The sequence below is a fragment of the Flavivirga sp. 57AJ16 genome, from assembly GCF_028736925.1.
Classification (GTDB): domain Bacteria; phylum Bacteroidota; class Bacteroidia; order Flavobacteriales; family Flavobacteriaceae; genus Flavivirga.
In genome coordinates, this window is sequence record NZ_JAQZAT010000001.1 from 40,451 (window position 1) to 66,442 (window position 25,992).

Below are 25,992 nucleotides of genomic sequence, written 5' to 3' on the forward strand. Positions count from 1 at the left end.
TTCTAATTACGCTTCTGCTGTTTGATTTCTTTTTTTCATATAAATACTTAACCCTAAAAATGCGACAATTAAAATGGCAGGCAGAATAGACATGGTTCTTAAAGCTTCAGAAATACCGCCTTCCCCGTCCATAAGCCTTCCCATAATCGGTAACACTATCGAAACAGAAAACATACCTGCTCCTCCCATAATTGAAAGTCCTAAAGCTCCTGTTTGAGGCAAATACTCTGCCACAAAACCCAGCATAGTAGGCCAGAAAAAAGTAACCCCCATCGCAAAAATAGCAGCTGCAACAAAAATCATCCCCCCACTTGTTACTGTCAACATCCACAATCCAATAAATGTGAATATAGCAGAGTACAATAACATTCCTGAAGGCTTTAATTTATGGACAACCTGGCCAGCAAATAATCTACCTAAAGCCATGATGCCATTTATAAAAGCTAATACCAGTAGTGGTTTTGCTACAGATTCTTTTAATAGTGATTCTATACGTTGGGTAGTTCCCAACTCTGAAGCTGCAGTAAGAAACATGCAGGCAACCATAAAAAGAAATAAAGGGTTTAAAATACTACTAAACATTTTTTTATTACTAACGCCTAATTGAACTCGTTCTGTCACAGGAATCTTTTGGCCTATAAACAAGGCTCCATAAACAATTAACGGTACAAACAAAGTTCCTACCATATAATACCAAGATAATTCAAGAACATCCATAATCAACCACCCTAAAAGTGCCCCGATTACAATACCTCCCGGAAACCACACATGAAACCTATTGAGCATTTTGGTTTTACTATCGGGGTACATAGAAGCAACCAAAGGGTTTAATGCGGCCTCAACCATACCGTTACCAATTCCAACGAATAAGGTCGCTATAAATAAAGACATCATAGAATCTGCCATAAGTGTTAAGACAATACCTATCGCATGTGTTATAAAAGCGATCCATACAATTTTTCTTATCCCAAGTAAATCCACCAAAGGACCCCCTATAATCATTGCTATTGTAAAACCGAAAAAAGCAGGCGCAAATGCATAACCTAATTGCTCCAAAGTTAAACCTACGCCTTCGGGTCCGAAAACAGTTTCCAGTTTCGCACGAATAGCAAAGGTCATAGCTGTAGTAATTAAAGCAAGACAACTTGCTAAAAACAACCTGTTTTTATTAATCTGTTCCATATTATTATTAGTTTACTTAGTTTTTTTTTAAGCAAGTTGTTTTCCAACACGAATCAACAAATCCCTAGTCAATTCAATACCTTCATCTTCGGCGAATGTATTTCCCTCATATTCAATACCAACAAACCCGGTATAACCTGATGCCTTAACCATTTTCATCATTCTAAGATAATCTATATTAGTATCTTCCCCCTTTTCATTAAAATCATAGGATTTTGCACTCACCGCTTTAGCATAAGGCAGCAGTTCTTTCGTTCCCAAATATTTATCGTATGCCTCTACACAAACGCCTTCATTATTTCTCTCTATACAGAAGTTCCCAAAATCTGGCAAGGTACCACAGTTTTTATTTTTTACCTGTGAAAACACATTTGTCATCCACTTTCCATCTGAAGAAAACCCACCATGATTCTCGACTAAAATATTGATTCCAGATCCTTTTGCAAACTCAGAAAGTATATTTAAAGAATTGATACTTGCTTTAACGGCTTCATTTTTATCTATCCCTCCTGCTAAATTAACCCGAATAGCATGACAGCCTAGAAAATGAGCGGCCTCAACCCATTTATAATGATTTTCAATAGCCTTAATTCTTTCTTTATTATTTGTATTGGCAAGCTCCCCTTCACCATCAATCATGATTAAAACATTTTGCTGGCCTTCTGAGTCAGCACGTAAGTTCATCTCTTTTAAATAAGACATGTCTTTAGCTTTATCTTTAAAAAAAGCATTTACATATTCCAGTCCTTCTAAACCAAAGCTTCTGGATTTTGCAGCAAAGTCTAAAGTATCCATTTTATTTGCAAATAAGGTGCGATGCAATGACCACTGCGCTAAGGATATTTTAAAAAACAAAGCTTCCTCTTTAACAATTTGATTAGATAGCGCTTCTTTTTTTCCGGATTTTTTACATCCGTACGAACCCAATAATGACAGTGCAGCAGTTGCATAAGCCGTTTTTGTAACAAAATCTCTTCGTTTCATAAAAACATTTTTAAGTGAAACATCCTAACCATTAACACCTTTCTTGTTTGGAATTGCTGTAAAATAAAAGGGGCATTTATCACAATTATCTTAAACAAAAACTAAGGTATAAGATGACCATGTGAAACTATGAATTTGAATTTAAAATAATGTATATTTTTATTCAGTGAAAGAATTTAAACATTTATAAATACTTTTTTTGACTTAATTCCGACTCACCAAAGGCTCAAAACCACCTGACCAACAGAAACACAAACCCCATGCCGTCTTACACAAATTTAGAATGATTCCTGCCATCCCTGCCATTCGATCACACCAATAAAAACAAGGCAGCACATAAAAACAGGATTAGCCCGCGAATACCTATCTTGAATTCAGACTAATTGAAGATTACTGCCCGCCCATTTTAACCGGTATTCATTAGGCGTACATTTTTCATGTTTCTTAAACACTGTAGCGAAATATTGACTCGAAGCAAACCCACACATATAAGCTACTTCGGCCACTGTTAAATCTTGGTCCTTTTGAAGTATTTCTTTAGACATCTCCAAACGCTTCATAGTTAAATAGCGCATCGGAGTTAAATTCGTTAACCGCTTACAATGGTGCGTAAACCGTGTTAAACCTACGCCTGCAGATTGCGCCATTAACTCAATGGTCCAATTCTCCGAAAGGCTTTTTTCAAGCTCTTTCAAAAAGAATTTCACACTTCTGGAACTATCTGTAAGCGATTCGTTTAAAACAATATCATCTGTATTCAACAAATCAAGCAATAAGATCAATAAGTAATTTACAAGCAGCCTTATTCTAGAAGCACTATTGCCATTCACATCTGTATTCACCGCTTTATTTATCCGCATAAAACAATCCCGAACACGTTGATCTGTTTTCCAAATGGATTTTTCATTTTGCCTTAAAATCGTGGTAAGCCTTGTTAAATCTGAAGGCGTTAAAGTAATCCAGTCCGGCCATACCCATTCCTGATGCGGCCTACGAACACCTAAATCTATAATCACCCAATAAAATTTCCCCATACCAATATGTGGATTTCCTACCTTATGAGCTTCCCATGGACGCGTAATAGTTAAATGATTTGGAGTCAATAAAACTTCTTTGTTTTCCTGGGCATAAGGCATCGATCCCGATTCTAAAAAATGAAACTCTATCCCTTCATTTCGATGCCAATCCAAACCCCAGTCCTGTGGTTCGTTAGCATCCCAATACCCTATACTATTAAGACCAAGTGTATTTTCATCTAATCTATCCCCTGGGTAGGTATGTCGCGCAAGCGCTTTAAATTTTAATTTATTACGCATATAGGCATCAATTAACGGCAAACAAGTGTCTGCGTGATAAACAACACCGTCTGCTTCGTAAGGCTCTATTTTTTGTATGTTTGCTTTCATTGAAATAATTTGAACATCGATATCACGCAAATTAATTAATTTCACTTTAATTACGAAGTTAAAATATTATTTTCTCAGTTTTTAACAATGAATATTATCAAATTATAAGTTTGAATAATTATTTAGAAAAAGGCATTCATACTCAATTACACTAAGCACTATAATGACCAATGACATCAAAGAAAACCCTGTAGCTTATGACGCTATCATTATAGGTACAGGAATTAGCGGAGGCTGGGCAGCCAAAGAACTTTGCGAAAATGGATTAAAAACACTGGTTTTGGAACGAGGCCCCATGGTAAAACACATTAAAGACTATCCTACCATGCATATGGATCCATGGGATTTTGAATTAAGAGGGCAAGCTTCGGTAAAAGATAAAGCGAAACAATTAAAACAAAGCAGAACTGGTTATACAACCAATCCCGAAAGCAAACACTGGTTTGTTAATGACTTAAAGCATCCTTATAACGAAACAAAGCGTTTCGATTGGATGCGTGGCTACCATGTAGGAGGCCGCTCTATTACATGGGGCAGGCAGAGTTATCGATTAAGTGATTTAGATTTTGAAGCCAATAAAAATGATGGACATGGTGTGGATTGGCCTATTCGCTATAAAGATATTTCACCTTGGTACGATTATGTAGAATCGTACATTGGTGTTAGTGGCGAAAAATTAGGACTTTCACAATTACCAGATGGTATTTTTAGTCCTCCCATGGAACTTAATTGTGTAGAAGACTACTTTAAAAGTAGTCTTTCAGAAAATTTTGATGACAGGTTACTTACCATTGGAAGAGTTGCACATATAACTGGAACCAAAAATCATGATGGCAGAAGCAAATGTCAATTTAGAAACAGGTGCATGCGAGGCTGTCCTTTTGGCGCCTATTTTAGCAGTAATTCCTCTACATTACCAGCAGCAGAACTTACCGGCAATATGACGCTTAGACCCAACTCTATTGTTCATGAAATTATATATGACGATTCATTAAAAAAAGCCACGGGCGTAAAAGTTATTGATGCCGAAACTAAAGAAACACTTGTTTTTAACGCAAGTATCATTTTTTGCTGTGCATCGTCCATGGCATCGACATCTATATTGTTACAATCCAAATCCGATAGATTCCCAAATGGATTAGGTAATGATTCGGGAGAATTGGGACATAATATTATGGATCATCATTTAGGCGCAGGCGCTTCAGGAACATTTGATGGATTTCATGATAAATATTATAAAGGAAGGCGTCCAAACGGCATTTACATTCCAAGGTTTAGAAATTTAGGCGATCATAAAACCCATAAAAAAGATTTCTTAAGAGGTTATGGCTATCAAGGTGGCGCAGGGAGAGGTGACATTTCCGAGCATGTTGCAGAGTTAGCATATGGTCCAGAATTTAAAGAAAAAATATTAGAACCGGGCGAATGGAGTATGGGATTAGGTGGTTTTGGAGAATGTTTACCTCATCATGATAACAAAATGACCCTTAATTACGAAAAACTAGACGAATGGGGCTTACCTACTATTACTTTTGATGCTGAATGGAAAGAAAATGAGCTTAAAATGCGGGAAGACATGATTCAGCAAGCGGCAGATATGTTAGAAAAAGCTGGTTTTAAAGACATCCAAACATTCAACAATCTAGCGGCCCCTGGTATTGGGATTCATGAAATGGGAACAGCTCGAATGGGCAGGGATCCAAAAACTTCTATATTAAATAAACATAACCAAATACACACAGTTCCTAATGTATATGTAACCGATGGCGCTTGCATGACCTCTTCTGGATGCCAAAATCCATCACTTACCTATATGGCTCTAACAGCTAGAGCAGCCAATCATGCAGCAAAACAATTTAAAAGTTTGTAAAATGAATAGAAGAGATGTATTAAAAGGATTAGGGCTTACACTAGGTTATACTATTGCTACTCCTAGTATTATGAGCTTGCTTCAAAGTTGCAAAACAGAAGTCAAATTGTGGACGCCTAAATTTCTATCTGTAGATGAAGGCACTGTTGTAAAAAACCTTGTGGATATTATGCTTCCAAAAACGGAAGCGACTCCAGGAGCCCTAGATGTGAATGTTCCTGAATTTATCGATTTATATACTTATAAAGTTTATAATGAACAACAACAACTTAAATTTAAAAAAGGCCTTAACGCTATTATAAAAGCACTAAATACTCCCGCAGAGGGGGTTTCTGCATTAGAATATAAAGATTACGACATCTTATTAGCTAAATATTTAAAAGCCTCAAAAAAACAAAGGCTTGCTTATCAAAATGGAAGTGATAAAGATGATGAAGACACCATTGTTTTTAATGCCCTTTTAGAACTAAGAAACACTGCTGTTTGGGCTTATAAAACTAGCGAACAGATTGGAGAGACCGTCTTGGCATACGACCCCATTCCAGGGGCACAAATAGGCTGTGCTCCTCTTGAAGAATTAACCAATGGCAAAGCATGGTCCTTATAAAAATTATAAAAACATGAAGAATTGTTCACGCTTAGTTTATGTTTTATTTGTTTTACTTGTAATGAGTTGCAAAGAAAAGTCGAACACAGAAAAGACCAAAACCATAGAGGTCACTGAAAAATGGGTTTCTCTATTTAATGGTAAGGATTTAAGTGATTGGACGGTTAAAATAAAAGGGCGTCCGGTAGGAGACAATTACAAAAACACTTTTGTAGTGGAGAATGGCTGCCTAAAAGTTAATTACGATGCATATAACGACACATTTAATTCCACCTTTGGTCATATTTATTATAACAAAGTATTTTCTAATTACAAACTGCGCCTACAATATCGTTTTACAGGAAAACAGTTAAGTGACGGGCCTTCATGGGCAACTGCAAATAGCGGCGTGATGATACATTGCGAAGACCCTAAAAAAATTGGATTAGACCAAGATTTTCCTGTATCAATTGAAGTGCAGCTTTTAGGAGGGCTAGGCGTTGGCGAAAGGCCTACTGGTAATTTATGTACACCTGGAACCCATGTGGTTTTAGATAATAAAATGGCCACTGACCATTGTTTTGAATCATCCTCAAAAACATACCATGGCGATCAATGGGTTAAACTTGAAATTGAAGTAAGAAACGATTCTATTATTAAGCATTTAATTAATGATGAAACTGTACTCGTTTACACCAAACCTCAGATTGGCGGTTCGGTAGATTACAATAAAGATTATTGGAAAAACAAAGAAGGCATGCCTTTAAAAAAGGGATATATTTCTTTGCAAAGCGAAAGCCATCCCATAGAATTTAAGAATATAGAACTATTAGAATTGTAAATTAATGAAACCAAAAAATTATCTAAACTTTAGCTTGGCCATTTGTACTCTCTTTCAAATAGAAATGGCTACTGCTCAAAACTTTGATAGCTATACACAAACTATAAAAGGTGAAAGTTTTTCTATCGAAATGGTACCAGTAAATGGAGGCCCTTTTATAATGGGAGCTTCTAAAAATGATGCCTCTAGAAATGATGATGAAAAACCACAGCATGAAGTGATTGTTGATGATTTTTGGATGGGTAAATACGAAATTACCTGGGAGCAATATGATGCCTTTGTTTATGGTGAATTTGACACAGAGCAATTTAAAAACATCAAAAATTCAAATAACTTGGGAATAGATGCCATTTCTGGAGCAACTGCACCTTATGTTGATATGAGTTTTAATATGGGAAAAGAGAGCAATCCAGCTGTAAACATGACCCAATATGCAGCTATTATGTATTGTAAATGGTTAACTTTAAAAACAGGTAATTTCTACAGATTGCCCACTGAAGCCGAATGGGAATACGTTTGTAAAAAAGGAAAAACAGAGCAAGCCCCAAACCTTAATGATATTGGTTGGTATACTGAAAACACCTCTCAAAAATATGAAAAAACAGGATTGAAAAAAGCTAATAGTTTAGGCATTCATGATTTATTAGGAAACGTTTCAGAATGGGTCATGGATCAATACAACCCAAATTACTATAAAACTTCACCAACTAAAAACCCTTGGAATCGACCAACAGAATTATACCCTAGAGTTGTGAGAGGCGGATCATGGAAAGACACCAAAGACAAATTATGCTGTACTTCAAGAGAGCCATCTAAACAAAAATGGAAACGTAGAGACCCTCAAATCCCAAAAAGTGATTGGTGGCATACCAATGCACCGTTTGTTGGATTTCGTGTAGTACGCCCCAAAATTCAGCCCTCAAAGGAAGAAATAAAAACCTATTGGCTTGATGCCATTGAAGATTATGGATTAAATTAAAAAGGATTTAAACTCATGGACAAAAAAAAGAACAACTTAACAAGACGTGATTTTGTAAAAGGCTCGTCTTTAGCAGCTGGAGGCATTTTACTTACACCTTCCCTACTCACCGCCACACCTATATTTAACAAAGTTAAAAAGTTAAAAATAGCTGTTGTTGGATGCGGAGGAAGAGGTACTGGTGCTGTAAGTCAAGCATTGAGAGCAGATGAAAATGTAGAATTAGTAGCCATGGCCGATGCTTTTAAAGATCGTCTGGAGGATTCTTTTTCGAACCTATCAAAAATGTTCCCGACCGGTAAAATAAATGTAAAGCCATCCCATAAATTTATTGGATTTGGATCTTACAAAAAAGCCATAGATGCAGCCGATGTGGTTATTTTAACAACACCTCCAGGGTTTAGACCTCAGCATTTTGAATATGCCATTTCTCAAGGTAAGCACGTATTCATGGAAAAACCTGTCGCTACTGATGTCGCTGGAATCAAAAAAGTATTAGAATCCGCCAAAGTCGCCATGGCCAAAAAGTTAAATGTAGTTGTTGGTCTCCAAAGACATTATCAAGCCAGTTATTTAAAAGCATATCATCATATTCAAAAAGGAGACATTGGTCAAATTGTATCAGGTCAGGTTTATTGGAATGGTGGTGGCGTTTGGGTGAAACCTAGAAAAGAGGAATGGACCGAAATGGAATATCAAATGCGAAATTGGTATTATTTCAATTGGCTTTGCGGAGATCATATTTTAGAGCAACATATCCATAATATTGATGTCGCAAACTGGTTTATTGGGGAATACCCTATTAAAGCACAAGGCATGGGTGGTAGAGAAGTTCGAAAAGGAAAAGATCATGGACAAATATTTGACCACCATTTTGTGGAATTTGTATACCCAAGTGGTGCTATTATTTCAAGTCAATGTAGACATCAAAAAGGGTGTTTATCTAGAGTCTCAGAATCGTTTCAAGGTACAGCAGGAACCTCATATACAGATGGTGGAAATACAGCCACTTTAAACTCTTATACCCAAGGTACTATTTATTCACATGATGGTTCAAACGACAAAAACCCTTATCAAGTTGAACACGACCGTCTCTTTTCGGCAATTCGAAAAGGACATGTTATTAATGATGCAGAGAACGGAGCTAAAAGTACTATGTCGGCTATTTTAGGAAGAATGGCAACCTATTCCGGCCAAGAAATAACATGGGATGAAGCTATGGGGACAGATTACAAAATAGTGCCTGACGAAAACACCTTGTCCTTCGATTCCTTACCTCCCGCTATACGTGATGAGCATGGAAACTATCCCATTCCAGTACCAGGAAAAACTAAATTTTTATAAACCGTGAAAAAAGCTATTCACCTTAATAAAGTATTTTTATTAGCACTACTTATTTTATGCAGTACTGGTTATGCTCAAGAAGAATCAAATGTCATTGTTTTTTCTAAAACAGCAGGATACCGTCATCAAAGTATTGAAACTGGGGTTGAAGCATTAAAGAAATTAGGAATAGATAATAACTTTTTAGTAGATGCTACTGAAGATGCTAATGAGCTTACCAAAAATTTAGAAAAATATAAAGTGGTTATATTTTTATCAACAACAGGAACTATTTTTAATAAAAATCAACAAAAAGCTTTTAAAAAATATATTAAAAATGGTGGTGGATTTGTAGGTATTCATGCAGCAGCAGATACCGAATATGATTGGGCTTGGTACGGAAAATTAATTGGAGCTTATTTTCTAAGCCACCCTAAACAACAAAACGCAGTGATTCATGTTATGAACCACGATCATAAAGCAACTTCTTTTCTGAGTAATGAATGGCAGAAATTTGATGAATGGTACAACTACAAACAAATAAGCCCAAACATTAATGTTTTAATGACTTTAGATGAAACATCTTATTCGGGAGGTGAAAATGGAGAAAACCATCCCATTTCATGGTTTCATGAGTATGAAGGCGGTCGTATTTTTTACACCGGATTAGGGCATACTAAAGAAAGTTATGCAGATAAAACATTTTTAAAACATATCCTAGGTGGTATTCATTATGCCATGAAAAAAAATTGAATGTGTAAAAAACAATATCATTATGAAAAGAAGGTCATTTATTAAAAAAAGCACCTCTGCCACTTCCTTATTATGCATGAGCCTTACGGGCGCGCATGCCATAAACACATTAGGATCTACTACAAATACCAATACTTTTAAATTAAATTTTGCACCACATATAGGCATGTTTAAGCATCATGCAGGCAACAACCCTATTGATCAATTAAACTTTATGGCAGATCAGGGTTTTACCGCTTTCGAGGATAATGGCATGAAAACCCGTCCTATCGAAGTCCAAAAAAGTATGGCAAAAACCATGGTTGATAGAAACATGACCATGGGGGTATTTGTTGCCCACAAAATTTATTGGAAAGAAGCTAATTTGGCAAGTGGCAACATTGATAAACGGCATGAGTTCTTAAATGACATTAAAGAATCCGTTGAAGTGGCAAAACGGGTGCATGCCAAATGGATAACGGTTGTTCCTGGCCATGTAGATTCAAGCCAACATATGGATTACCAGACCGAGCATGTTATTGAATCACTAAAGCAAGCATCGGCTATTTTAGAACCGCATGGAATAACCATGGTATTGGAGCCCTTAAATTTTCGAGATCACCCTGGCTTATTCTTAACAGAATCACCTCAGGCATTTCAAATTTGTAAAGCGGTAAATTCGCCTTCGTGTAAAATATTATTCGATATTTATCATCAACAAATACAAGAAGGAAATCTAATACCCAATATAGACCTATGCTGGGACGAAATTGCCTATTTCCAAATTGGTGACAACCCAGGACGTAATGAGCCTACCACAGGAGAAATAAATTACAAAAATGTATTTAAGCATATTCATTCAAAAGGGTTTAAGGGCATTTTAGGAATGGAACACGGAAATTCCGTAAGCGGAAAGGAAGGCGAAAAAAACGTTATAAACGCATACATAGAAAGCTCTAAATTTTAAATATAAAAACACAATATCACATGAAAAACAGTAGACGATCATTTGTAAAAAAAACAGTAGTTGCAGCTACTGGAATTAGTATTATACCCAGACATGTTTTAGGTCAAGGGTTTATTCCTCCAAGCGATAAATTAAATATCGCTGTTATAGGTGGTGGCGGTAAAGGCTACTCTGATGCGGTTAACGCATGGAATAACGGCACATCAAACATAGCTGCTATTTGCGATGTAGATTGGAACTCAGCCTCTAGAGCTTTTAAGAAATTTCCAAAGGCAAAAAAATATAAAGACTACAGAAAGGTATTAGACGATATAAAAGATCTTGATGCTATTACGGTGTCAACACCAGACCACACACATGCTGTTATAGCCATGGCTGCCATAAAAATGGGGAAACATGTATATGTACAAAAACCTTTAACGCATAGTATACACGAGGCCAGAATGCTTACTGAAGCAGCTAGAAAACATCAAGTGGTAACACAAATGGGCAATCAAGGTGCTTCTGGAAATGGTGTTAAACAAATGATTAAATGGTTTGATGAAGGTAAAATTGGTGCGGTAACAAAAGTGCATGTTTGGACCAACAGACCTGTTTGGCCCCAAGGTATTGAAACGCCTACAGATAAACCAGCATTGTTGGACGGTTTAGACTGGGATACTTGGATAGGACCTGCTAAAATGGTCGATTACCACCCATTATACCACCCATTTAAGTGGCGTGGCTGGTGGAATTTTGGTACAGGAGCTTTGGGAGATATGGGATGCCACTTAATAGACCCTCCCTTTAGAGTATTGGGACTGGGCTACCCTACCGAAGTTGAAAGCAGTGTAGGAGCTGTCTTTAAAAAAGATTGGACCCCTGAGTATTTACCTGAATCCTGCCCTCCTTCCTCAAGGACCCAGCTAAAATTCCCTGCTACTTCTAAAAACCCATCAGAAATTACTTTAACATGGTCTGATGGTGGCCTAAGGCCATTTCATCCTGACTTGATTCCCGCAGATCATCCCATTGGAGATGATGACAGTGCGAATGGTGTTATAATGATTGGAGAAAAAGGCATCATGACTTGCGGTACCTACGGAAAAACACCTAAAGTTTATTTAAATAATGGTGACCTCTTAACTTTTAACGATACAGAAGAAAATAAGTTACCGGACAATGGACATCAAGCCTCTTGGGTTGAAGCATGTAAAGAAGGCTTTGGTAAAGCGAAACACAAAGCATTAACGTCTTCATTCGATTTTGCAGGTCCTTTAACCGAAAGTGTTTTAATGGGGAACCTTGCTATTAGAAGTTACAATTTAAGAAAGCCTAAAGGGAATGGGTTTGAATACCCTGGCCGTAAAAAATTATTATGGGACGGTCATAACATGAAGATCACAAATTTTGATGAAGCTAACCAGTTTGTAAAGAGAACCTATAGAGATGGTTGGAAACTCTAGGTTTTAATTGAAAAGAATTTTCCAAGATTATAAATTAAAGGAAATTCTTGCCAACAAAAAGCTTATCTTGACTAGTCCTAAATAACCATTACGGTTTTTACTAGGATTAAAATTACTAAACCCCTGAACAAACCATGGTTTGTTCAGGGGTTTTCTTTTTATAGGTTTTTATTTGGTATTTATTTGGTGTATCTCCTCAATGCATTAATAGGTTGTACCCATAGTATACCTGAGCAAATTTCCATCGCTAAAAGTGAAGGCTTAGATAAAAACCTAAAAGCGTTTAAATTTTTAATTGATTGTCCGTAATTTGTCATAAACCTAAAAATATATTGTTTTTGTCATCCCGAGGCAACGAGGGATCTCATTGATTATCAACAGATTCCCTGCCTGCCAGCAGCTACGGTGTACCCACATCTTTTTTCAATATAAAGAACAAAGTTTATTTCCCTTTTTACTTACTTTTAGCTCACTGATCTTATTTGATAAATAGGTGTTCGTGAATCTTCGATTTCTTTGCTCGTCCAAAGAAAAGTAACAAAAGAAAAGACGCCCTTTCGTGAGGGATTTCTTCTCATGCTGTCGCCAGAGAAGAACCGGGCCCAAAACTTCGCGTCGCCCCACCGCCATGGCCAACGCCAATGCTCCTGTTCCTCGAAGCTTTTTAGTCCTTCGCGCAGTCTGGCACCTACGCTAAAATAGTCCACCGGACTATTTTTAAACGCTCGGTCCCCTTCCGAAAGGTCGGGGACAGCCTTATGGTATTTTTCCAACAGCTAGCAGAGAGACCTGAGCGCTCTATAAAAAGCGGTCTGCGAGGCTGGTACGGCAAACCTATACAGAAAGCAAGGGACATAGAGCAAGTTCTTTTATCTGTGGCTGCGACAGATGATCATGATTTGTGGGTACACTGTAGCTGCCAGCAGGCAGGTTCACTTCGTTATGAATGACAAAAGTATCACTAATCATTACTATTAACAAGATTTAACAAAACCGCCTTTTTATTTTTTTCGTAAGTATGCCTGAAAGTCAAAATTAATATTCAAGTCATTTAAAATCCATTAACAAACAACCTCAAAAATCATGAAAAATTTAAAGAGAATCTCAAAAATTGGAGTTATTGCGATAGCATGTACCTTCATTATTGCGGCAGATCATATAGATGCCCCTGCTGTACAAGGTGGTAATAGTGATATTACCGATTTTTATGCCTTTCAGGGCAAAAACACGGACAACCTGGTTTTTGTCGCTAATCTTCAAGGCCTGTTAAGCCCCAGTGCAACCTCATCGGCTACGTTCGATGAAAATGTCTTAGTGGAGTTTAACATTGATAATACTGGTGATCATGTTGAGGATTTAGTTATTCAAGCTATTCCAAGAGATGGTAAAATGTATTTTTTTGGACCTATTGTGCCCTCACAAACTGGAATTAATAGTACTGTAGAAATCTCGTCAACAGTTGGTGGTGTTGTAGACATTACAACAGGTTCTAATGCTATCGTTGCTACAAAAAACGGCATGAGCTTTTTTGCCGGTCCTCGCGACGATCCTTTCTTTATGGATTTCGCCCAATACTCAGCTATTATTGGTGGTACGTCCACAAGTTTTAATAGCCCAGGAGCCGATACATTTGCTGGCACTAACGTGATGTCTATTGTAGTTGAAGTGCCTAAATCAATGATCGGAGAATCTGGAACTATTAACACATGGGTAGAATCTAAAAGAAAATAAAAATAACTGTTTAAGAAAACAATCATGAAAACTATAAAAATATTTAGCTTCGCACTAGGAATGTCATTAATGACATTTAATTGTTCAAATAATGATGACGCTGTCATGGAAATTAAAACACCGGATTTTTCTGGAACTTATGCACAAGAAGACCAAATGGGTAGACCAGCAGTAAATACCGTTTTTGTGTCTGCTGCCTCAAAAGATAATTTTAATGTTACCATACCATCAGCGCAACAAGCAGCTTTTCAAAGTATGTTTCAAACCAATTTAGAAGCTTTAAGCCCTGCGTTTGCCAATCCAGGAGATACTAATGCGCTTGGGCAAACCTCGGCAGCGTTTACTGGACTTTTAGCTACCGACGTATTAAATGTATCGCTAGATGGAACAACAACTTTTTACGATGGAACCCATGTTTTAACAGGTCGTGCATTGGCCGATGATGTTATAACCGTAGAATTATTATTAATTTTTGGTGGAGAAGATTTTTCTGAAAACCCCGGACTATCAAACGATAATGTAGATGCAAACGACAAGTCTTTTTTTACCTCTTTTCCTTATTTAGCCTCGCCATGGTAATGGGCTAACTTCATCAGAGCGTGTTTTTATTGAATACGCTCTGATATTTTAACCTGCTTATAAACCAAAAACACACCAAATCATAAAACCAATAATATATAATATTTTAAAAAGTAAATCATAATGAAATTTTTAAAAACTCAAACCTTTCTAGCAGCGTTCTTCTTATTCAATCTTAATTATGCTCAACAGCTAAAAGGCCTGGTCATAAACGAGCACAACCAGCCCTTAGAGGGAACCTATGTATATAATTTAAATTCAAAAAGCCATACCCATGTTTTAGATAATGGCCTATTCATTTTGAATGAAACAAAAGCGGGCGATTCTATAAAATTTGGTTTATTAGGGTATAATACTAAAATTTTAACTGCTGGCAATTTAAATGAAACCATAAAAATTGTGCTAGCAGAAAAATCCTTTCAATTGGATGAACTGGTCATTTCAGAACAGTTAAACGCCTTAAATACCGTTACAAAGCTAGACTTGAAAATAACCCCTGTAAACTCTTCTCAAGAAGTATTAAGAAAAGTACCTGGATTAATAATAGGTCAACATGCTGGAGGCGGAAAAGCAGAACAACTATTTCTTAGGGGTTTTGATGTAGATCATGGTACAGATATATCCCTATCTGTAGACGGTATCCCTGTAAATATGGTATCTCACGCCCATGGGCAAGGCTATAGTGATCTACATTTTATAATCCCAGAAACCATAGGTAAAATAGGCTTTGGGAAAGGGCCCTATTACCCCAAAGAAGGTGATTTTAATACGGCAGGCTATGTTGATTTTTCTACAAAAGACTATATAAAAGAAAGCTCCATTTCATTTAGTGCAGGACAGTTTAATACTTTACGCACCTTAGGAATGTTTAATTTGTTGGAAAATATTAAAGCCCAAAACGCATACATAGCTTTAGAGTATTTAACGGGAGATGGGCCTTTTGATTCGCCACAAAACTTTAATAGGCTTAATTTGTTTGGTAAATATGTTATGTTTACCCAAAACAATGATAAATTATCGCTTACAACTTCTCATTTTACCAGTCGTTGGGATGCTTCCGGGCAAATACCACAACGAGCAGTTAATGCTGGCAGTATTTCTCGTTTTGGATCTATTGACGATACAGAGGGAGGTACAACTTCCCGAACCAATTTTAACTTGGAATTCACGAAACAAGTATCGGATTATACCACATTTAAAACCAATGCGTTCTATTCAAATTATAATTTTGAGCTATACTCCAACTTTACTTTCTTTTTGGAAGATATTACAAATGGCGATCAAATAAAGCAAAAAGAAAACAGGGACGTATTTGGGGTTAACACAGCCTTTTCAACAGAAACCTTTTTAGGAAAAACACCATTAAATATAAACTATGGCTTGGGTTTAAGACATGATATTTCTAATGACAATGAGCTGTCTAAAACCATAAACAAAACCATAATAAAAGAGCGTGTTCAATTAGGGGATATAAATCAAACCAATATAGATGCTTTTATTAATGCAAAGCTTGAGTTTGGAGCATTTACCGTATCTCCAGCTTTACGTTTCGATTATTTTAAGTTTTTATATAACGATAAGTTGCAAAACGACGGAAAAACATTATTTAAAACCAAATTTATAGTAAGTCCTAAGCTTAATTTCTTTTATAATGCCAACAATAATCTACAATGGTTTTTAAAATCCGGTATTGGGTTCCACTCTAACGACACCAGGGTCGTAGTTACAAATAAAGAGGAAAATATTTTGCCACGTGCTTATGGTGTGGATCTAGGAAATATCTGGAAACCTTCCCCTAAATTAATGATAAGCACAGCTGCATGGTATTTGTTTTTAGAACAGGAATTTGTTTATGTGGGCGATGCAGGTATAGTAGAACCCAGTGGAAAAACAGAACGCTTGGGCTTAGATTTTGGAGTCCGTTATCAGTTTAATGATTGGTTGTTTTTTGATACCGATGCTACCTTAACAAAGGCGAGAAGCAAAGACGATCCGAAAGGGCAAAATCATATTCCATTAGCACCAGATTTTACCATGGCAGGTGGTTTATCGATTAAAGATAACAAAGGGTTTTCTGGAAGCATTAAATACCGATATATTGATGATAGACCGGCTAATGAAGACAATAGTATAATAGCAGATGGGTATTTGGTAACCGACCTAAATGCTAATTATAGTTTTAGCAATATTACCTTGGGAGTGGTTATTGAAAACCTGTTTGATACCCAATGGAATGAAACACAGTTTGCAACAGAATCTAGGTTACAAAATGAAATGCAACCTGTTGAGGAGATTCATTTTACACCGGGGACACCTTTTTTTATTAAGGGCTCTATTACATATAAATTTTAGAAATCTGAACGAAGTGAAGAATATATTGATTTTGTAATCCCTCGAGATCCCTCGTTGCCTCGGGATGACAAATTCAATATATTTTTAGGTGTATGACAAATTACGGACAACCAAATAAACTATTTAAAGTTTATTAACTATGGCGAAAATGAGTCATAAATTCAATAGCGGTTAGATAGGTAGCCACAATAGTCCGCTGTTACTATAGCTAATTCAATATAAAATAACATGAACCTTCAGTGTAAAAAACCGATTTTCTTCGTTATTAATACTCGCCGTAACTAGGATATGCCTACGCTTTTGCCTTGAACTTCAATTTTTTATTTCTAAATATTCTATGCCTTTTTATATCGACTTAGCTATACAAAAATAGAACGCCTAATACTGATCTAACGCTAACTTGTTCTTCATTTTTCTATTAATTTAAATAGTAAAGCATTATTGGATAATCCGATAAAAGCAAACCACCTATTCCAGATTAAAGTGAGCATAGTACTAATTATTACAATTCCTTTTATAGCTTAGGTTAAATGCTTTTTAGACAGCCTTTTTTTGTTTATATTAAGATTCCAATCTTATAAAATACTATTATTTTATCTTTTAAAAATCTTTTTTACTAATAAACCATTCTCTGTTTTTATTTTTAAAAGATAGATTCCTGTGTTAACTCCTGAAAAATCAACTGTATCATCTTGTAGTTTAACATTTGTTATTGGTTTTCCTAAAATACCATATAATGTTACTTCTTCAATTTTAATATTATTAGCCTTTATATGAAGCACATTAATAACTGGATTAGGGTATAAGTTTACGGATTCAATTAATGACATATCTTCTAAACCTAAAGAAGTTGTAATATCTGCCAATAAGGTCGGTTGGGTTAAACTATAGTTTCCTGCATCGGTTCCAGAAATAATATACCCTGAAGTGGTTATAGCAATCCCTGTGCCTATATTTTCACTTGCAAAAGTAAAAACTGGGCTACCTCCTAAAGCAACATTATCGGTTCCTATAATTCCTGATAAAATTGCTGTTCCACTAGCGGTAGCAGCCGTTGTTCCGTCATATATTTTGTCATTGCCCGTTAAACCTGTAATAGTTAACTGTTTTGCTGTAATATCGGCAGATAATATCGGTTGAGTTAAGCTATAGTTTCCTGAATCTGTTCCACTAATTGTAAATCCAGATGAGTTCATTGTAATTCCTGTTCCCACATTCGCACTGGTAAATGTGTACACTGCAGTACCTCCAAGGCTAACATCATCACCAATTTCTACGCCTGATAAACTTGCCGTTCCTGAGGCTGAAGCTATAGTAGTATCATCGTATACTTTGTCGCTTCCTGTTAATCCTGTAACCGTTAACGCTTTGGCTGTAATATCGGCAGATAATATCGGTTGAGTTAAGCTATAGTTTCCTGAATCTGTTCCACTAATCGTAAATCCAGATGAATTCATTGTAATTCCTATTCCCACATTCGCACTAGTAAATGTGTACACTGCCGTACCTCCAAGGCTAACATCATCACCAATTTCTACGCCTGATAAACTTGCCGTTCCGGAGGCTGAAGCTGTAGTAGTATCATCGTATACTTTGTCGCTTCCTGTTAATCCTGTAACCGTTAACGCTTTGGCTGTAATATCGGCAGATAATATCGGTTGAGTTAAGCTATAGTTTCCTGAATCTGTTCCACTAATTGTAAATCCAGATGAGTTCATTGTAATTCCTGTTCCCACATTCGCACTGGTAAATGTGTACACTGCAGTACCTCCAAGGCTAACATCATCACCAATTTCTACGCCTGATAAACTTGCCGCTCCTGAGGCTGAAGCTGTAGTAGTATCATCGTATACTTTGTCGCTTCCTGTTAATCCTGTAACCGTTAACGCTTTGGCTGTAATATCGGCAGATAATATCGGTTGAGTAAGCGTATATTTCCCAGCATCAGCCCCACTTAATGTATACCCTGCGGTGGTGATTGTAATTCCTGTTCCTACATTCGCAGATGCAAAGGTAAAAACTGGTGAGCCACTTAAGGTAACTGTATCCCCTCCTAAAATCCCAGATAAACTTGCCGTTCCTGAAGCTGAACCAGCGGTCGTGTCATCGTATTCTTTGTCACTTCCTGTAAGACCCGTAATGGTTAAAGCAATTGGTGCTGCCGTTGTCACATCTATTTTGGTAGGACTTGCCTGTAAATTTGGTGTTCCCTCATCATCTTGAGCAACAACATATACATCATAGGAGGTACTTGCTGTTAATCCTGTCACACTAAAATCATTGGTAAAACCACCTGTGCTTACAGCAGCATTTCCACTAGTTATTTCACCAGACCCTCCATTTCCTGTTCCTGCTTTTACGTTTGCTGCGGTTGGTGCAGTTGCGCCATCGGCTACTACTACATAATAAATCGTTCCTGTTTCATCTATATCTGTTCCTAAAGTAAATCCTGTTTGTGCTACAGAAGAAGATGAAGGTGTACTGTTTTCAAATACGGGTGGAGTTGTGTCTCCAACTACAGTTAAAGCTACAGGTACAGCTCCAGCGGTTACACCTAGCTTTGTTTTAATTGTTTCAACTACGCCTTCATTAAGCTGTAACGCGTTTGATGCTATAAAGTTAGATGTAACAGATGAGTCAAATATATCTACCAGTGTACTCTGAGTAGCGGTTCCATTTAGAGTTCCATTATTGACAATTCCCTGTGTAATCAAGGTATTTGAGTCGATCGTTAAAGTACCATCATTTGTTATATCATTATTCGTAGCATTTCGCACGGCTTCTCCTCCTACAATACTATTTGTTATTGTTACAGTAGAAGGTGAAGACCCCCCAGTAATTGTAATTTCATCTCCCTCGGACAAAGTGTCATCACGACCAATATTACCAGCAATTGTAGAATTTATAATTGTAACGGTAGAACCACTAACAATATCAAAACCTCCTCTTCCTGCAATATCATCTGCGTCACCATCACCAGTTCCAGTAGGGTTTTTCGCTGTATTAAACCCCACTGTAGTATTGGTTATTGTCGCAATTGACGAATTTATTTTTAATCCCGCACCGTCATCAGCATTAGTATCCCCCGAAAGAGCATTCTCACTGATTAAACTATTTTTAATTTCTATAATGGCATTTTGCGCGTCAATTCCGCCTCCATCTTCTTGAGATATATTACCTGTTATACGACATTTATTAACTGTAACTGTGGGTCTATCAAAAATTGATATACCAGATATGGAAATACCTCCTCCAGAATTTTGACCACTAAAAGGTGTAGGTATCACATCACTTGCTGAATTATTATTGGTAATCCCTGTTGAATTAATAATATTTAGTGAGTTCAAAGTAACATTAGTAGCACTACCTCCGAAAATATCAAAAACTCTATCTACTGTACCTCCAGTAATTGTAATATCAGGAGCACCATCTCCGTTAGTATCTCCATCAATTATAAGGGTTTTCCCTGTAATATCTAAGTCACGTCCTGCGGGAACTGTAAGTGTAAGCGTGCCACCTGCTAAACTATTTGAAAACTCTATGGTATCTCCAGAACTTGTAAGACTGATGGCTTCTCTTAAGGATAGTCCATTACCACCAGGAGAGGCAATTGTAGCTCCAGCATCATTTTCATCAACCAATGTTGTTACTGTTGCAGTAATTGCAGGAGGAAGAGTAGTTACATCTATTTGGGTAGCACTCGTTTGTAAATTAGGAGTTCCTTCATCATCTTGAGCTACTACATAGACATTGTAAACTGTTCCTGCTGTTAAACCTGTTACACTAAAATTATTGATAAACCCTCCAGAATTTACAGTTGTATTTCCGCTAGTTACCGCACTTGCGCCTCCACTTCCTGTTCCTGCTTTTACTTCGGTAGCTGTTGGAGCTGTAGCCCCATCTGGCACAACTACATAATAAATCGTTCCTACTTCATCTATGTCTGTTTCTAAAGTAAAACTTGTTTGGAGAATACTTGATGAACTTGGTGAACTATTTTGAAAAGTTGGCGGAGTTGTATCGGAAGGCAAGGGGCCAAAAGCTGTTCCTGTAAATTCTGTAGGAATGTCTACAGGAAAGACAGGAATAAAAGAACCCAACGTCCAATTGGAGCTATTGTTCAATGCAGCAGAGACATCAGTAATAGATCCATTAAATACGGTAATTTTACTGTAGTAACCAACAGCATTAGCAATTAGTAGCGCATTAACTCCTGCTGTTAATCCCGTTCCACTTAACGTTGCTGTTTCATCACTATTTACAGAATTTTCATCACCATAGAACGCTAAAAAAGTACCAGGAGCAGTTCTCGTTCCTGTAAAAGCAATTATTTGATCCCCACTAGTCATTGTAAAACCGGTATCGCTTTCTATAATAGTTCCTAAATTAGTTGTTATTCCATCTCCATCTGCATTATCAATAATTACTACTTTACCTGCATTAATAGTACTTCCAGTATTATTAGACCATAACAAATCACCTTCGTTAGTGGTACTATCAAAAGCACTTCCTGTCCATTCTTCATCGGTAAACCGGATATTAGTACCATTAGGAGCATCATCTAATAACACAAATGCAAGACCGTCATCATCGGCATCGTCATAAGCTATTATTGCTATATCTCCAGCGGCATCTATAGCCCCATTGTTATTTTGAGAAAAAGAATTGTTAAAAAATAAGACATATAAAAATAAAGTGGATAGAAAAGTAATTTTCTTCATAATTAATATACTTTGGTTAATTAATGTTAGATTTATTATATTAGATATATTGTACGAATATAAATCATTTTAAATGAAATCACGCATTTAATCCTGTTTTTTTACCATTCAACGATAATTTAATACTCCACGAGTAAAAAAGGTTTTGTACTATAATGTACCGCGTTATGTAAACTGAGCTTTGGTAAAAGCGAAAGGTTTATACATCATTTTCTTTATTTTTTTCTTCTATAATTTTCCTCAACGATGTTAATGGAACACTCTTTTTACGAAACGGCGATAGAAGAGTAGTGGAATGCCATGAGAGTCGCGTAAAAAAAATATTATTAAATCTTATATGATGTCAATTGATACTAAATTGTTTTTGTAAGTCTAAAATAACAAAATGTTGTACCTCGATAAAAAAAGCCTTTACAAGAAATCCTGTAAAGGCTTAGTACTGAAGGCGGGACTTGAACCCGCACGGACTAATGTCCATTGGATTTTAAGTCCAACGTGTCTACCAATTCCACCACTTCAGCATGTGTCGATTGTGCTCCGCACATCGTTGGTATATTTTAAGAAAGTATCAGAGCGAAAGACGGGATTTGAACCCCTGTCTGCCGACAGGCAGGCGCGACGGTCGCTCTCACGTTTTCAATTCAAAATATTTCTTATTTCTAAGAACATCTCTTCCTGGAGCGAAAGACGGGATTTGAACCCGCGACCCCCACCTTGGCAAGGTGATGCTCTACCCCTGAGCTACTTTCGCAGTCTTTATTATGAACATACAATATCGCTATTGCGGATGCAAATTTAAAATATTTCTACTAAAAGCAAAGCTTTTTAGGAAAATAAATTTTATTTATTTCACGCTCTTTTTTTCTTGACCAACATCCGCTTAATTTCATTAAGTTTCATGAGCGCTTCAACAGGCGTAAGCGTATCGATTTCAATATGTAATATTTCATCTTTGATATTTTCCAATAACGGATCATCTAAATTAAAAAAACTTAGCTGCATCTCATCTTCTATGGATTTTACCTGATCTGTTAACTCTTCACTTGAATGGGACTTCTCCAATTTCTTTAAAATCTTGTTAGCTCGGTGCAATACTTGTTGCGGCATGCCTGCCATTTTAGCAACATGAATACCAAAACTATGTTCACTACCTCCTTCAACCAGCTTTCTTAAAAAAAGGACATGGTCCTTTAATTCTTTCACCGATACATTAAAGTTTTTAATCCGATCGAATGTTTCGGTCATTTCATTTAACTCATGATAATGCGTTGCAAACAGCGTTTTAGGTTTTGCAGGATGCTCATGTAAATACTCGCTAATCGCCCAAGCTATTGAAATACCATCGTAAGTACTTGTACCTCGACCTATTTCGTCGAGCAGTACCAAACTCCTATCCGAAATATTATTTAGAATAGAAGCCGTTTCATTCATTTCTACCATAAAGGTCGATTCTCCCATTGAGATATTATCGCTAGCGCCTACCCTTGTAAAAATCTTATCCACCAGACCAATACGCGCTTCTTTTGCCGGTACAAAACTTCCTATTTGAGCCAGTAATACGATTAACGCCGTTTGACGTAAAATAGCCGATTTACCAGACATATTAGGTCCCGTAATCATAATGATCTGTTGCGCAGTCCTATCCAAAAATACATCGTTTGCAATATACGCCTCACCAATGGGTAATTGCTTTTCTATAACGGGGTGTCGACCATCTTTTATATCTAAATCAAAAGAGTCATCAATAAAAGGATAGACATATTTATGGTCTATTGCCAGTTGGGCAAACCCACATAAACAATCTAATTGTCCAACTAAATAGGCATTTTGCTGTACTGCTTTTATATATTGGTTCATCCATGCAACCAGCTCTGCAAACAACTGCTGTTCAATAGCTTGAATTCTATCTTCGGCACCTAAAATTTTAGCCTCATATTCTTTAAGCTCTTCCGTAATATATCTTTCGGCACTTACCAAAGTTTGCTTTCTTATCCATGCTTCGGGCACCTTGTCTTTATGGGTATTACGCACCTCAATATAATACCCAAAAACATTGTTTGAGGCTATTTTTAGAGACGTAATGCCTGTGCGTTCACTTTCACGCTGCAGCATATTGTCCAAATAATCTTTTCCCGATTTTGACAAATCCCTTAACTCATCCAATTCTGAAGAAAAACCAGAAGCAATACTATTGCCTTTTAGCACATTTACAGGTGCCTCTTCATTGAGCGTTTCCTTAATTTTTTCACGAAGGGCCTCACAACCCTGAAGGGAGTCTCCAATTATTTTAAGCGATTCGTTATCACAGTTTGATGCTAACGATTTTATGGGCACAATAGCCTCTAGGGAATTTTTAAGCTGAACCACTTCTCGTGGATTGACCTTACCTGTTGCTGTTTTAGAAATGAGTCGCTCTAAGTCACCAATATGCTTAATATGGGTCTGAACTTTTTGAAGTACGGTATGTTCCTGAGTTAAAAAACTGACCACTTCATGGCGTTGCTTGATCTTATCAACGTTTTTTAAAGGCAATGCCAACCAGCGCTTCAATAACCTCCCGCCCATAGGCGAAATGGTTTTATCAATAACATTTAAAAGTGTAACGGCATTATTATTAGTAGAATTATAAAGTTCTAAATTCCTAATCGTAAACTTATCCATCCATACATATTCATCTTCAGCGATCCTGGAAATGGATGTAATGTGCTGTAGTTTGTTATGTTGCGTTTCTGATAAATAATGAAGTATGGATCCAGATGCAATAATGCCTTCATACAAATCCTCAATACCAAAACCTTTTAGTGTTTTAGTGTCGAAATGTTTTATCAACGTCTCATAGGCATAATCGGTTTGGTAGATCCAATCTTCCATATAAAACGTATGGAAATCGTTCCCAAACGTTTCGTTGAACATGGTACGTTTTTGTTTGGAAACCAATACCTCGCTAGGTCTGAAATTCTGTAATAACTTATCAATATACTCGGCAGGGCCCTGTGAGGTCAAAAACTCACCTGTGGAGATATCCAAAAACGAAATCCCTATTCTTTGTTTGGTTACTGAGCTTGTCGAAGTATCAAAATAAACCGAACACACAAAGTTATTGGATTTTGATACTAAAACCTCATCGTTTAGTGCCACCCCTGGTGTTACTAGCTCTGTTACACCACGCTTAACAATCGTTTTCGTTTGTTTAGGGTCTTCCAACTGATCGCAAATAGCAACACGCTCACCCGCCTTGACCAGTTTAGGTAAATAGGTGTTTAATGAATGGTGAGGGAAACCGGCCAATTCGGTTTCACTTTCACTGCCTGCTCCGCGTTTGGTTAATATAATACCTAAAATACCTGCCGTTTTAACCGCATCTTCTCCAAATGTTTCATAAAAATCGCCAACACGAAACAGCAATAAGGCATCTGGGTATTTCGCCTTAATAGCATTGTACTGTTTCATTAAAGGGGTCTCTTTTTTTGTTTTTTTTGCCAACGGAATTTTGTTTTTAAATATTACTTTTGTAAAAATTGTAGCATGCAATGTACCATTAATTTCATGTTTTTTGAAGTTGATCTTTTAGAAGTTATTTACAATTAGAACGAGATTTCAACAATATTACTTTTGTCATGTTGATCGAAGCCGAAGCATTTATTAAAAAGATTGCCACACCCTACGTTCTAGCAATGATATAAAACAATGAGATTCCCACCTTCGTGGGAATGGAAAATAAAAATTTTGATGCGTAAACTAAAAAATAGCGAATTAGACCGATTGAGTGTCGATGCTTTTAAATCGGTAAAAAAAACACCAATCATTATTGTTTTAGATAACATTAGAAGCCTTAATAATATAGGTTCTGTATTTAGAACGAGTGATGCTTTTTTAATTAAAAAAATTTATCTCTGCGGCATCACAGCGAAACCTCCTCATAAAGATATTCATAAAACAGCGTTAGGAAGCACCGATACGGTAGACTGGGAGTATGTTGAAAATACGATACAATTAGTTGAAACGTTACAAGCCGAAAACGTAAAAGTATGTGCTATCGAACAAGCAGAACATGCTACCATGTTGAATGATTTTAAACCTGAGGCCAACACAACTTACGCCCTGGTTTTTGGGAACGAAGTAAAAGGAGTCGCTCAAGATGTGGTGAGCGCTAGCGATATGGTGATCGAAATACCTCAATTTGGCACCAAGCATTCGTTAAATATTTCGGTAAGTTGCGGCGTTGTGGTTTGGGATGTGTTTTCGAAGTTGGGAGTTAGGAGTTAGGAGTTAGGAAATATTTAATGCTGTGATC

At 36.8% G+C, this 25,992-nt stretch carries 15 protein-coding genes, 2 tRNA genes and 2 pseudogenes; 12 read left to right on the forward strand and 7 right to left on the reverse strand.

The window, feature by feature from the left end; translation table 11 throughout:
* Positions 1–6: 6 nt before the first annotated feature.
* The 3 genes from PQO00_RS00140 to PQO00_RS00150 form a co-directional block, all read right to left on the reverse strand.
* The gene (locus tag PQO00_RS00140) at positions 7–1,182 is read right to left on the reverse strand and encodes a sugar MFS transporter (protein ID WP_274182791.1); all 1,176 of its coding nucleotides are present in this window, start codon (positions 1,180–1,182) and stop codon (positions 7–9) included.
* A gap of 27 nt (positions 1,183–1,209) precedes the next feature.
* Positions 1,210–2,166 carry a sugar phosphate isomerase/epimerase gene (locus PQO00_RS00145; RefSeq protein ID WP_274182792.1) on the reverse strand — a complete coding sequence of 319 codons (957 nt, stop codon included), beginning with the start codon at positions 2,164–2,166 and terminating at the stop codon, positions 1,210–1,212.
* Between the two features lie 374 nt (positions 2,167–2,540).
* Positions 2,541–3,572 (reverse strand): helix-turn-helix transcriptional regulator, encoded by a 1,032-nt coding sequence (locus PQO00_RS00150; protein WP_274182793.1) that lies wholly within the window; start codon positions 3,570–3,572, stop codon positions 2,541–2,543.
* Between the two features lie 163 nt (positions 3,573–3,735).
* Between PQO00_RS00150 and PQO00_RS00155 the strand changes: the two genes are divergently transcribed.
* From PQO00_RS00155 to PQO00_RS00205, 11 genes and pseudogenes are all read left to right on the forward strand, one after another.
* Positions 3,736–5,442, forward strand: a complete 1,707-nt coding sequence (locus PQO00_RS00155; RefSeq protein WP_274182794.1) for a GMC oxidoreductase — start codon at positions 3,736–3,738, stop codon at positions 5,440–5,442.
* 1 nt (position 5,443) lies between these two features.
* Positions 5,444–6,049, forward strand: coding sequence for a gluconate 2-dehydrogenase subunit 3 family protein (locus PQO00_RS00160; RefSeq protein ID WP_274182795.1), 606 nt, complete (start codon positions 5,444–5,446; stop codon positions 6,047–6,049).
* Between the two features lie 13 nt (positions 6,050–6,062).
* A complete protein-coding gene (locus tag PQO00_RS00165) occupies positions 6,063–6,869 on the forward strand; it encodes a DUF1080 domain-containing protein (protein WP_274182796.1) in 807 nt (268 codons plus the stop codon).
* Between the two features lie 4 nt (positions 6,870–6,873).
* Entirely contained in the window at positions 6,874–7,848 is a 975-nt protein-coding gene (locus PQO00_RS00170) for an SUMF1/EgtB/PvdO family nonheme iron enzyme (protein WP_274182797.1), read from the forward strand.
* Positions 7,849–7,863: 15 nt separating this feature from the next.
* Positions 7,864–9,192, forward strand: coding sequence for a Gfo/Idh/MocA family protein (locus PQO00_RS00175; RefSeq protein ID WP_274182798.1), 1,329 nt, complete (start codon positions 7,864–7,866; stop codon positions 9,190–9,192).
* A gap of 3 nt (positions 9,193–9,195) precedes the next feature.
* Positions 9,196–9,924, forward strand: a complete 729-nt coding sequence (locus PQO00_RS00180) for a ThuA domain-containing protein (protein WP_274182799.1) — start codon at positions 9,196–9,198, stop codon at positions 9,922–9,924.
* A gap of 22 nt (positions 9,925–9,946) precedes the next feature.
* On the forward strand, positions 9,947–10,870 hold the full coding sequence (locus PQO00_RS00185) for a hydroxypyruvate isomerase family protein (protein ID WP_274182800.1): 924 nt from the start codon (positions 9,947–9,949) through the stop codon (positions 10,868–10,870).
* Positions 10,871–10,890: 20 nt separating this feature from the next.
* Positions 10,891–12,315, forward strand: a complete 1,425-nt coding sequence (locus PQO00_RS00190; RefSeq protein WP_274182801.1) for a Gfo/Idh/MocA family protein — start codon at positions 10,891–10,893, stop codon at positions 12,313–12,315.
* Between the two features lie 1,083 nt (positions 12,316–13,398).
* A pseudogene (locus PQO00_RS00195) lies at positions 13,399–13,671 on the forward strand (DUF4331 family protein); the annotation flags it as partial.
* Positions 13,672–13,704: 33 nt separating this feature from the next.
* Positions 13,705–14,625 (forward strand): annotated as a pseudogene (locus PQO00_RS00200) (DUF4331 family protein).
* A gap of 123 nt (positions 14,626–14,748) precedes the next feature.
* Positions 14,749–16,977 (forward strand): TonB-dependent receptor, encoded by a 2,229-nt coding sequence (locus tag PQO00_RS00205; protein WP_274182802.1) that lies wholly within the window; start codon positions 14,749–14,751, stop codon positions 16,975–16,977.
* Between the two features lie 593 nt (positions 16,978–17,570).
* Here PQO00_RS00205 and PQO00_RS00210 read toward each other — a convergent pair.
* The 4 genes from PQO00_RS00210 to mutS all read right to left on the reverse strand — a co-directional run bounded on the left by PQO00_RS00210 (position 17,571) and on the right by mutS (position 25,181).
* The gene (locus PQO00_RS00210; RefSeq protein ID WP_274182803.1) at positions 17,571–21,698 is read right to left on the reverse strand and encodes a YDG domain-containing protein; all 4,128 of its coding nucleotides are present in this window, start codon (positions 21,696–21,698) and stop codon (positions 17,571–17,573) included.
* Between the two features lie 437 nt (positions 21,699–22,135).
* Positions 22,136–22,219, reverse strand: a tRNA-Leu gene (locus tag PQO00_RS00215).
* A 155-nt stretch (positions 22,220–22,374) separates the two neighbouring features.
* Positions 22,375–22,449 (reverse strand) — tRNA-Gly (locus PQO00_RS00220).
* A 98-nt stretch (positions 22,450–22,547) separates the two neighbouring features.
* The gene (gene mutS, locus PQO00_RS00225; RefSeq protein ID WP_274182804.1) at positions 22,548–25,181 is read right to left on the reverse strand and encodes a DNA mismatch repair protein MutS; all 2,634 of its coding nucleotides are present in this window, start codon (positions 25,179–25,181) and stop codon (positions 22,548–22,550) included.
* Between the two features lie 246 nt (positions 25,182–25,427).
* Here mutS and PQO00_RS00230 point away from each other — a divergent pair, with 246 nt between their 5' ends.
* Complete coding sequence (locus tag PQO00_RS00230; RefSeq protein ID WP_274182805.1) at positions 25,428–25,964, forward strand: RNA methyltransferase; 537 nt, start codon at positions 25,428–25,430, stop codon at positions 25,962–25,964.
* Positions 25,965–25,992 lie beyond the last annotated feature (28 nt).

Excerpts from the sequence above, each read along its gene's own strand:
- PQO00_RS00140 (WP_274182791.1), bottom strand. The coding sequence starts at position 1,182 with ATGGAACAGATTAATAAAAACAGGTTGTTTTTAGCAAGTTGTCTTGCT.
- PQO00_RS00145 (WP_274182792.1), bottom strand. The coding sequence starts at position 2,166 with ATGAAACGAAGAGATTTTGTTACAAAAACGGCTTATGCAACTGCTGCA.
- PQO00_RS00150 (WP_274182793.1), bottom strand. The coding sequence starts at position 3,572 with ATGAAAGCAAACATACAAAAAATAGAGCCTTACGAAGCAGACGGTGTT.
- PQO00_RS00155 (WP_274182794.1), top strand. The coding sequence starts at position 3,736 with ATGACCAATGACATCAAAGAAAACCCTGTAGCTTATGACGCTATCATT.
- PQO00_RS00160 (WP_274182795.1), top strand. The coding sequence starts at position 5,444 with ATGAATAGAAGAGATGTATTAAAAGGATTAGGGCTTACACTAGGTTAT.
- PQO00_RS00165 (WP_274182796.1), top strand. The coding sequence starts at position 6,063 with ATGAAGAATTGTTCACGCTTAGTTTATGTTTTATTTGTTTTACTTGTA.
- PQO00_RS00170 (WP_274182797.1), top strand. The coding sequence starts at position 6,874 with ATGAAACCAAAAAATTATCTAAACTTTAGCTTGGCCATTTGTACTCTC.
- PQO00_RS00175 (WP_274182798.1), top strand. The coding sequence starts at position 7,864 with ATGGACAAAAAAAAGAACAACTTAACAAGACGTGATTTTGTAAAAGGC.
- PQO00_RS00185 (WP_274182800.1), top strand. The coding sequence starts at position 9,947 with ATGAAAAGAAGGTCATTTATTAAAAAAAGCACCTCTGCCACTTCCTTA.
- PQO00_RS00190 (WP_274182801.1), top strand. The coding sequence starts at position 10,891 with ATGAAAAACAGTAGACGATCATTTGTAAAAAAAACAGTAGTTGCAGCT.
- PQO00_RS00205 (WP_274182802.1), top strand. The coding sequence starts at position 14,749 with ATGAAATTTTTAAAAACTCAAACCTTTCTAGCAGCGTTCTTCTTATTC.
- PQO00_RS00210 (WP_274182803.1), bottom strand. The coding sequence starts at position 21,698 with ATGAAGAAAATTACTTTTCTATCCACTTTATTTTTATATGTCTTATTT.
- PQO00_RS00230 (WP_274182805.1), top strand. The coding sequence starts at position 25,428 with ATGCGTAAACTAAAAAATAGCGAATTAGACCGATTGAGTGTCGATGCT.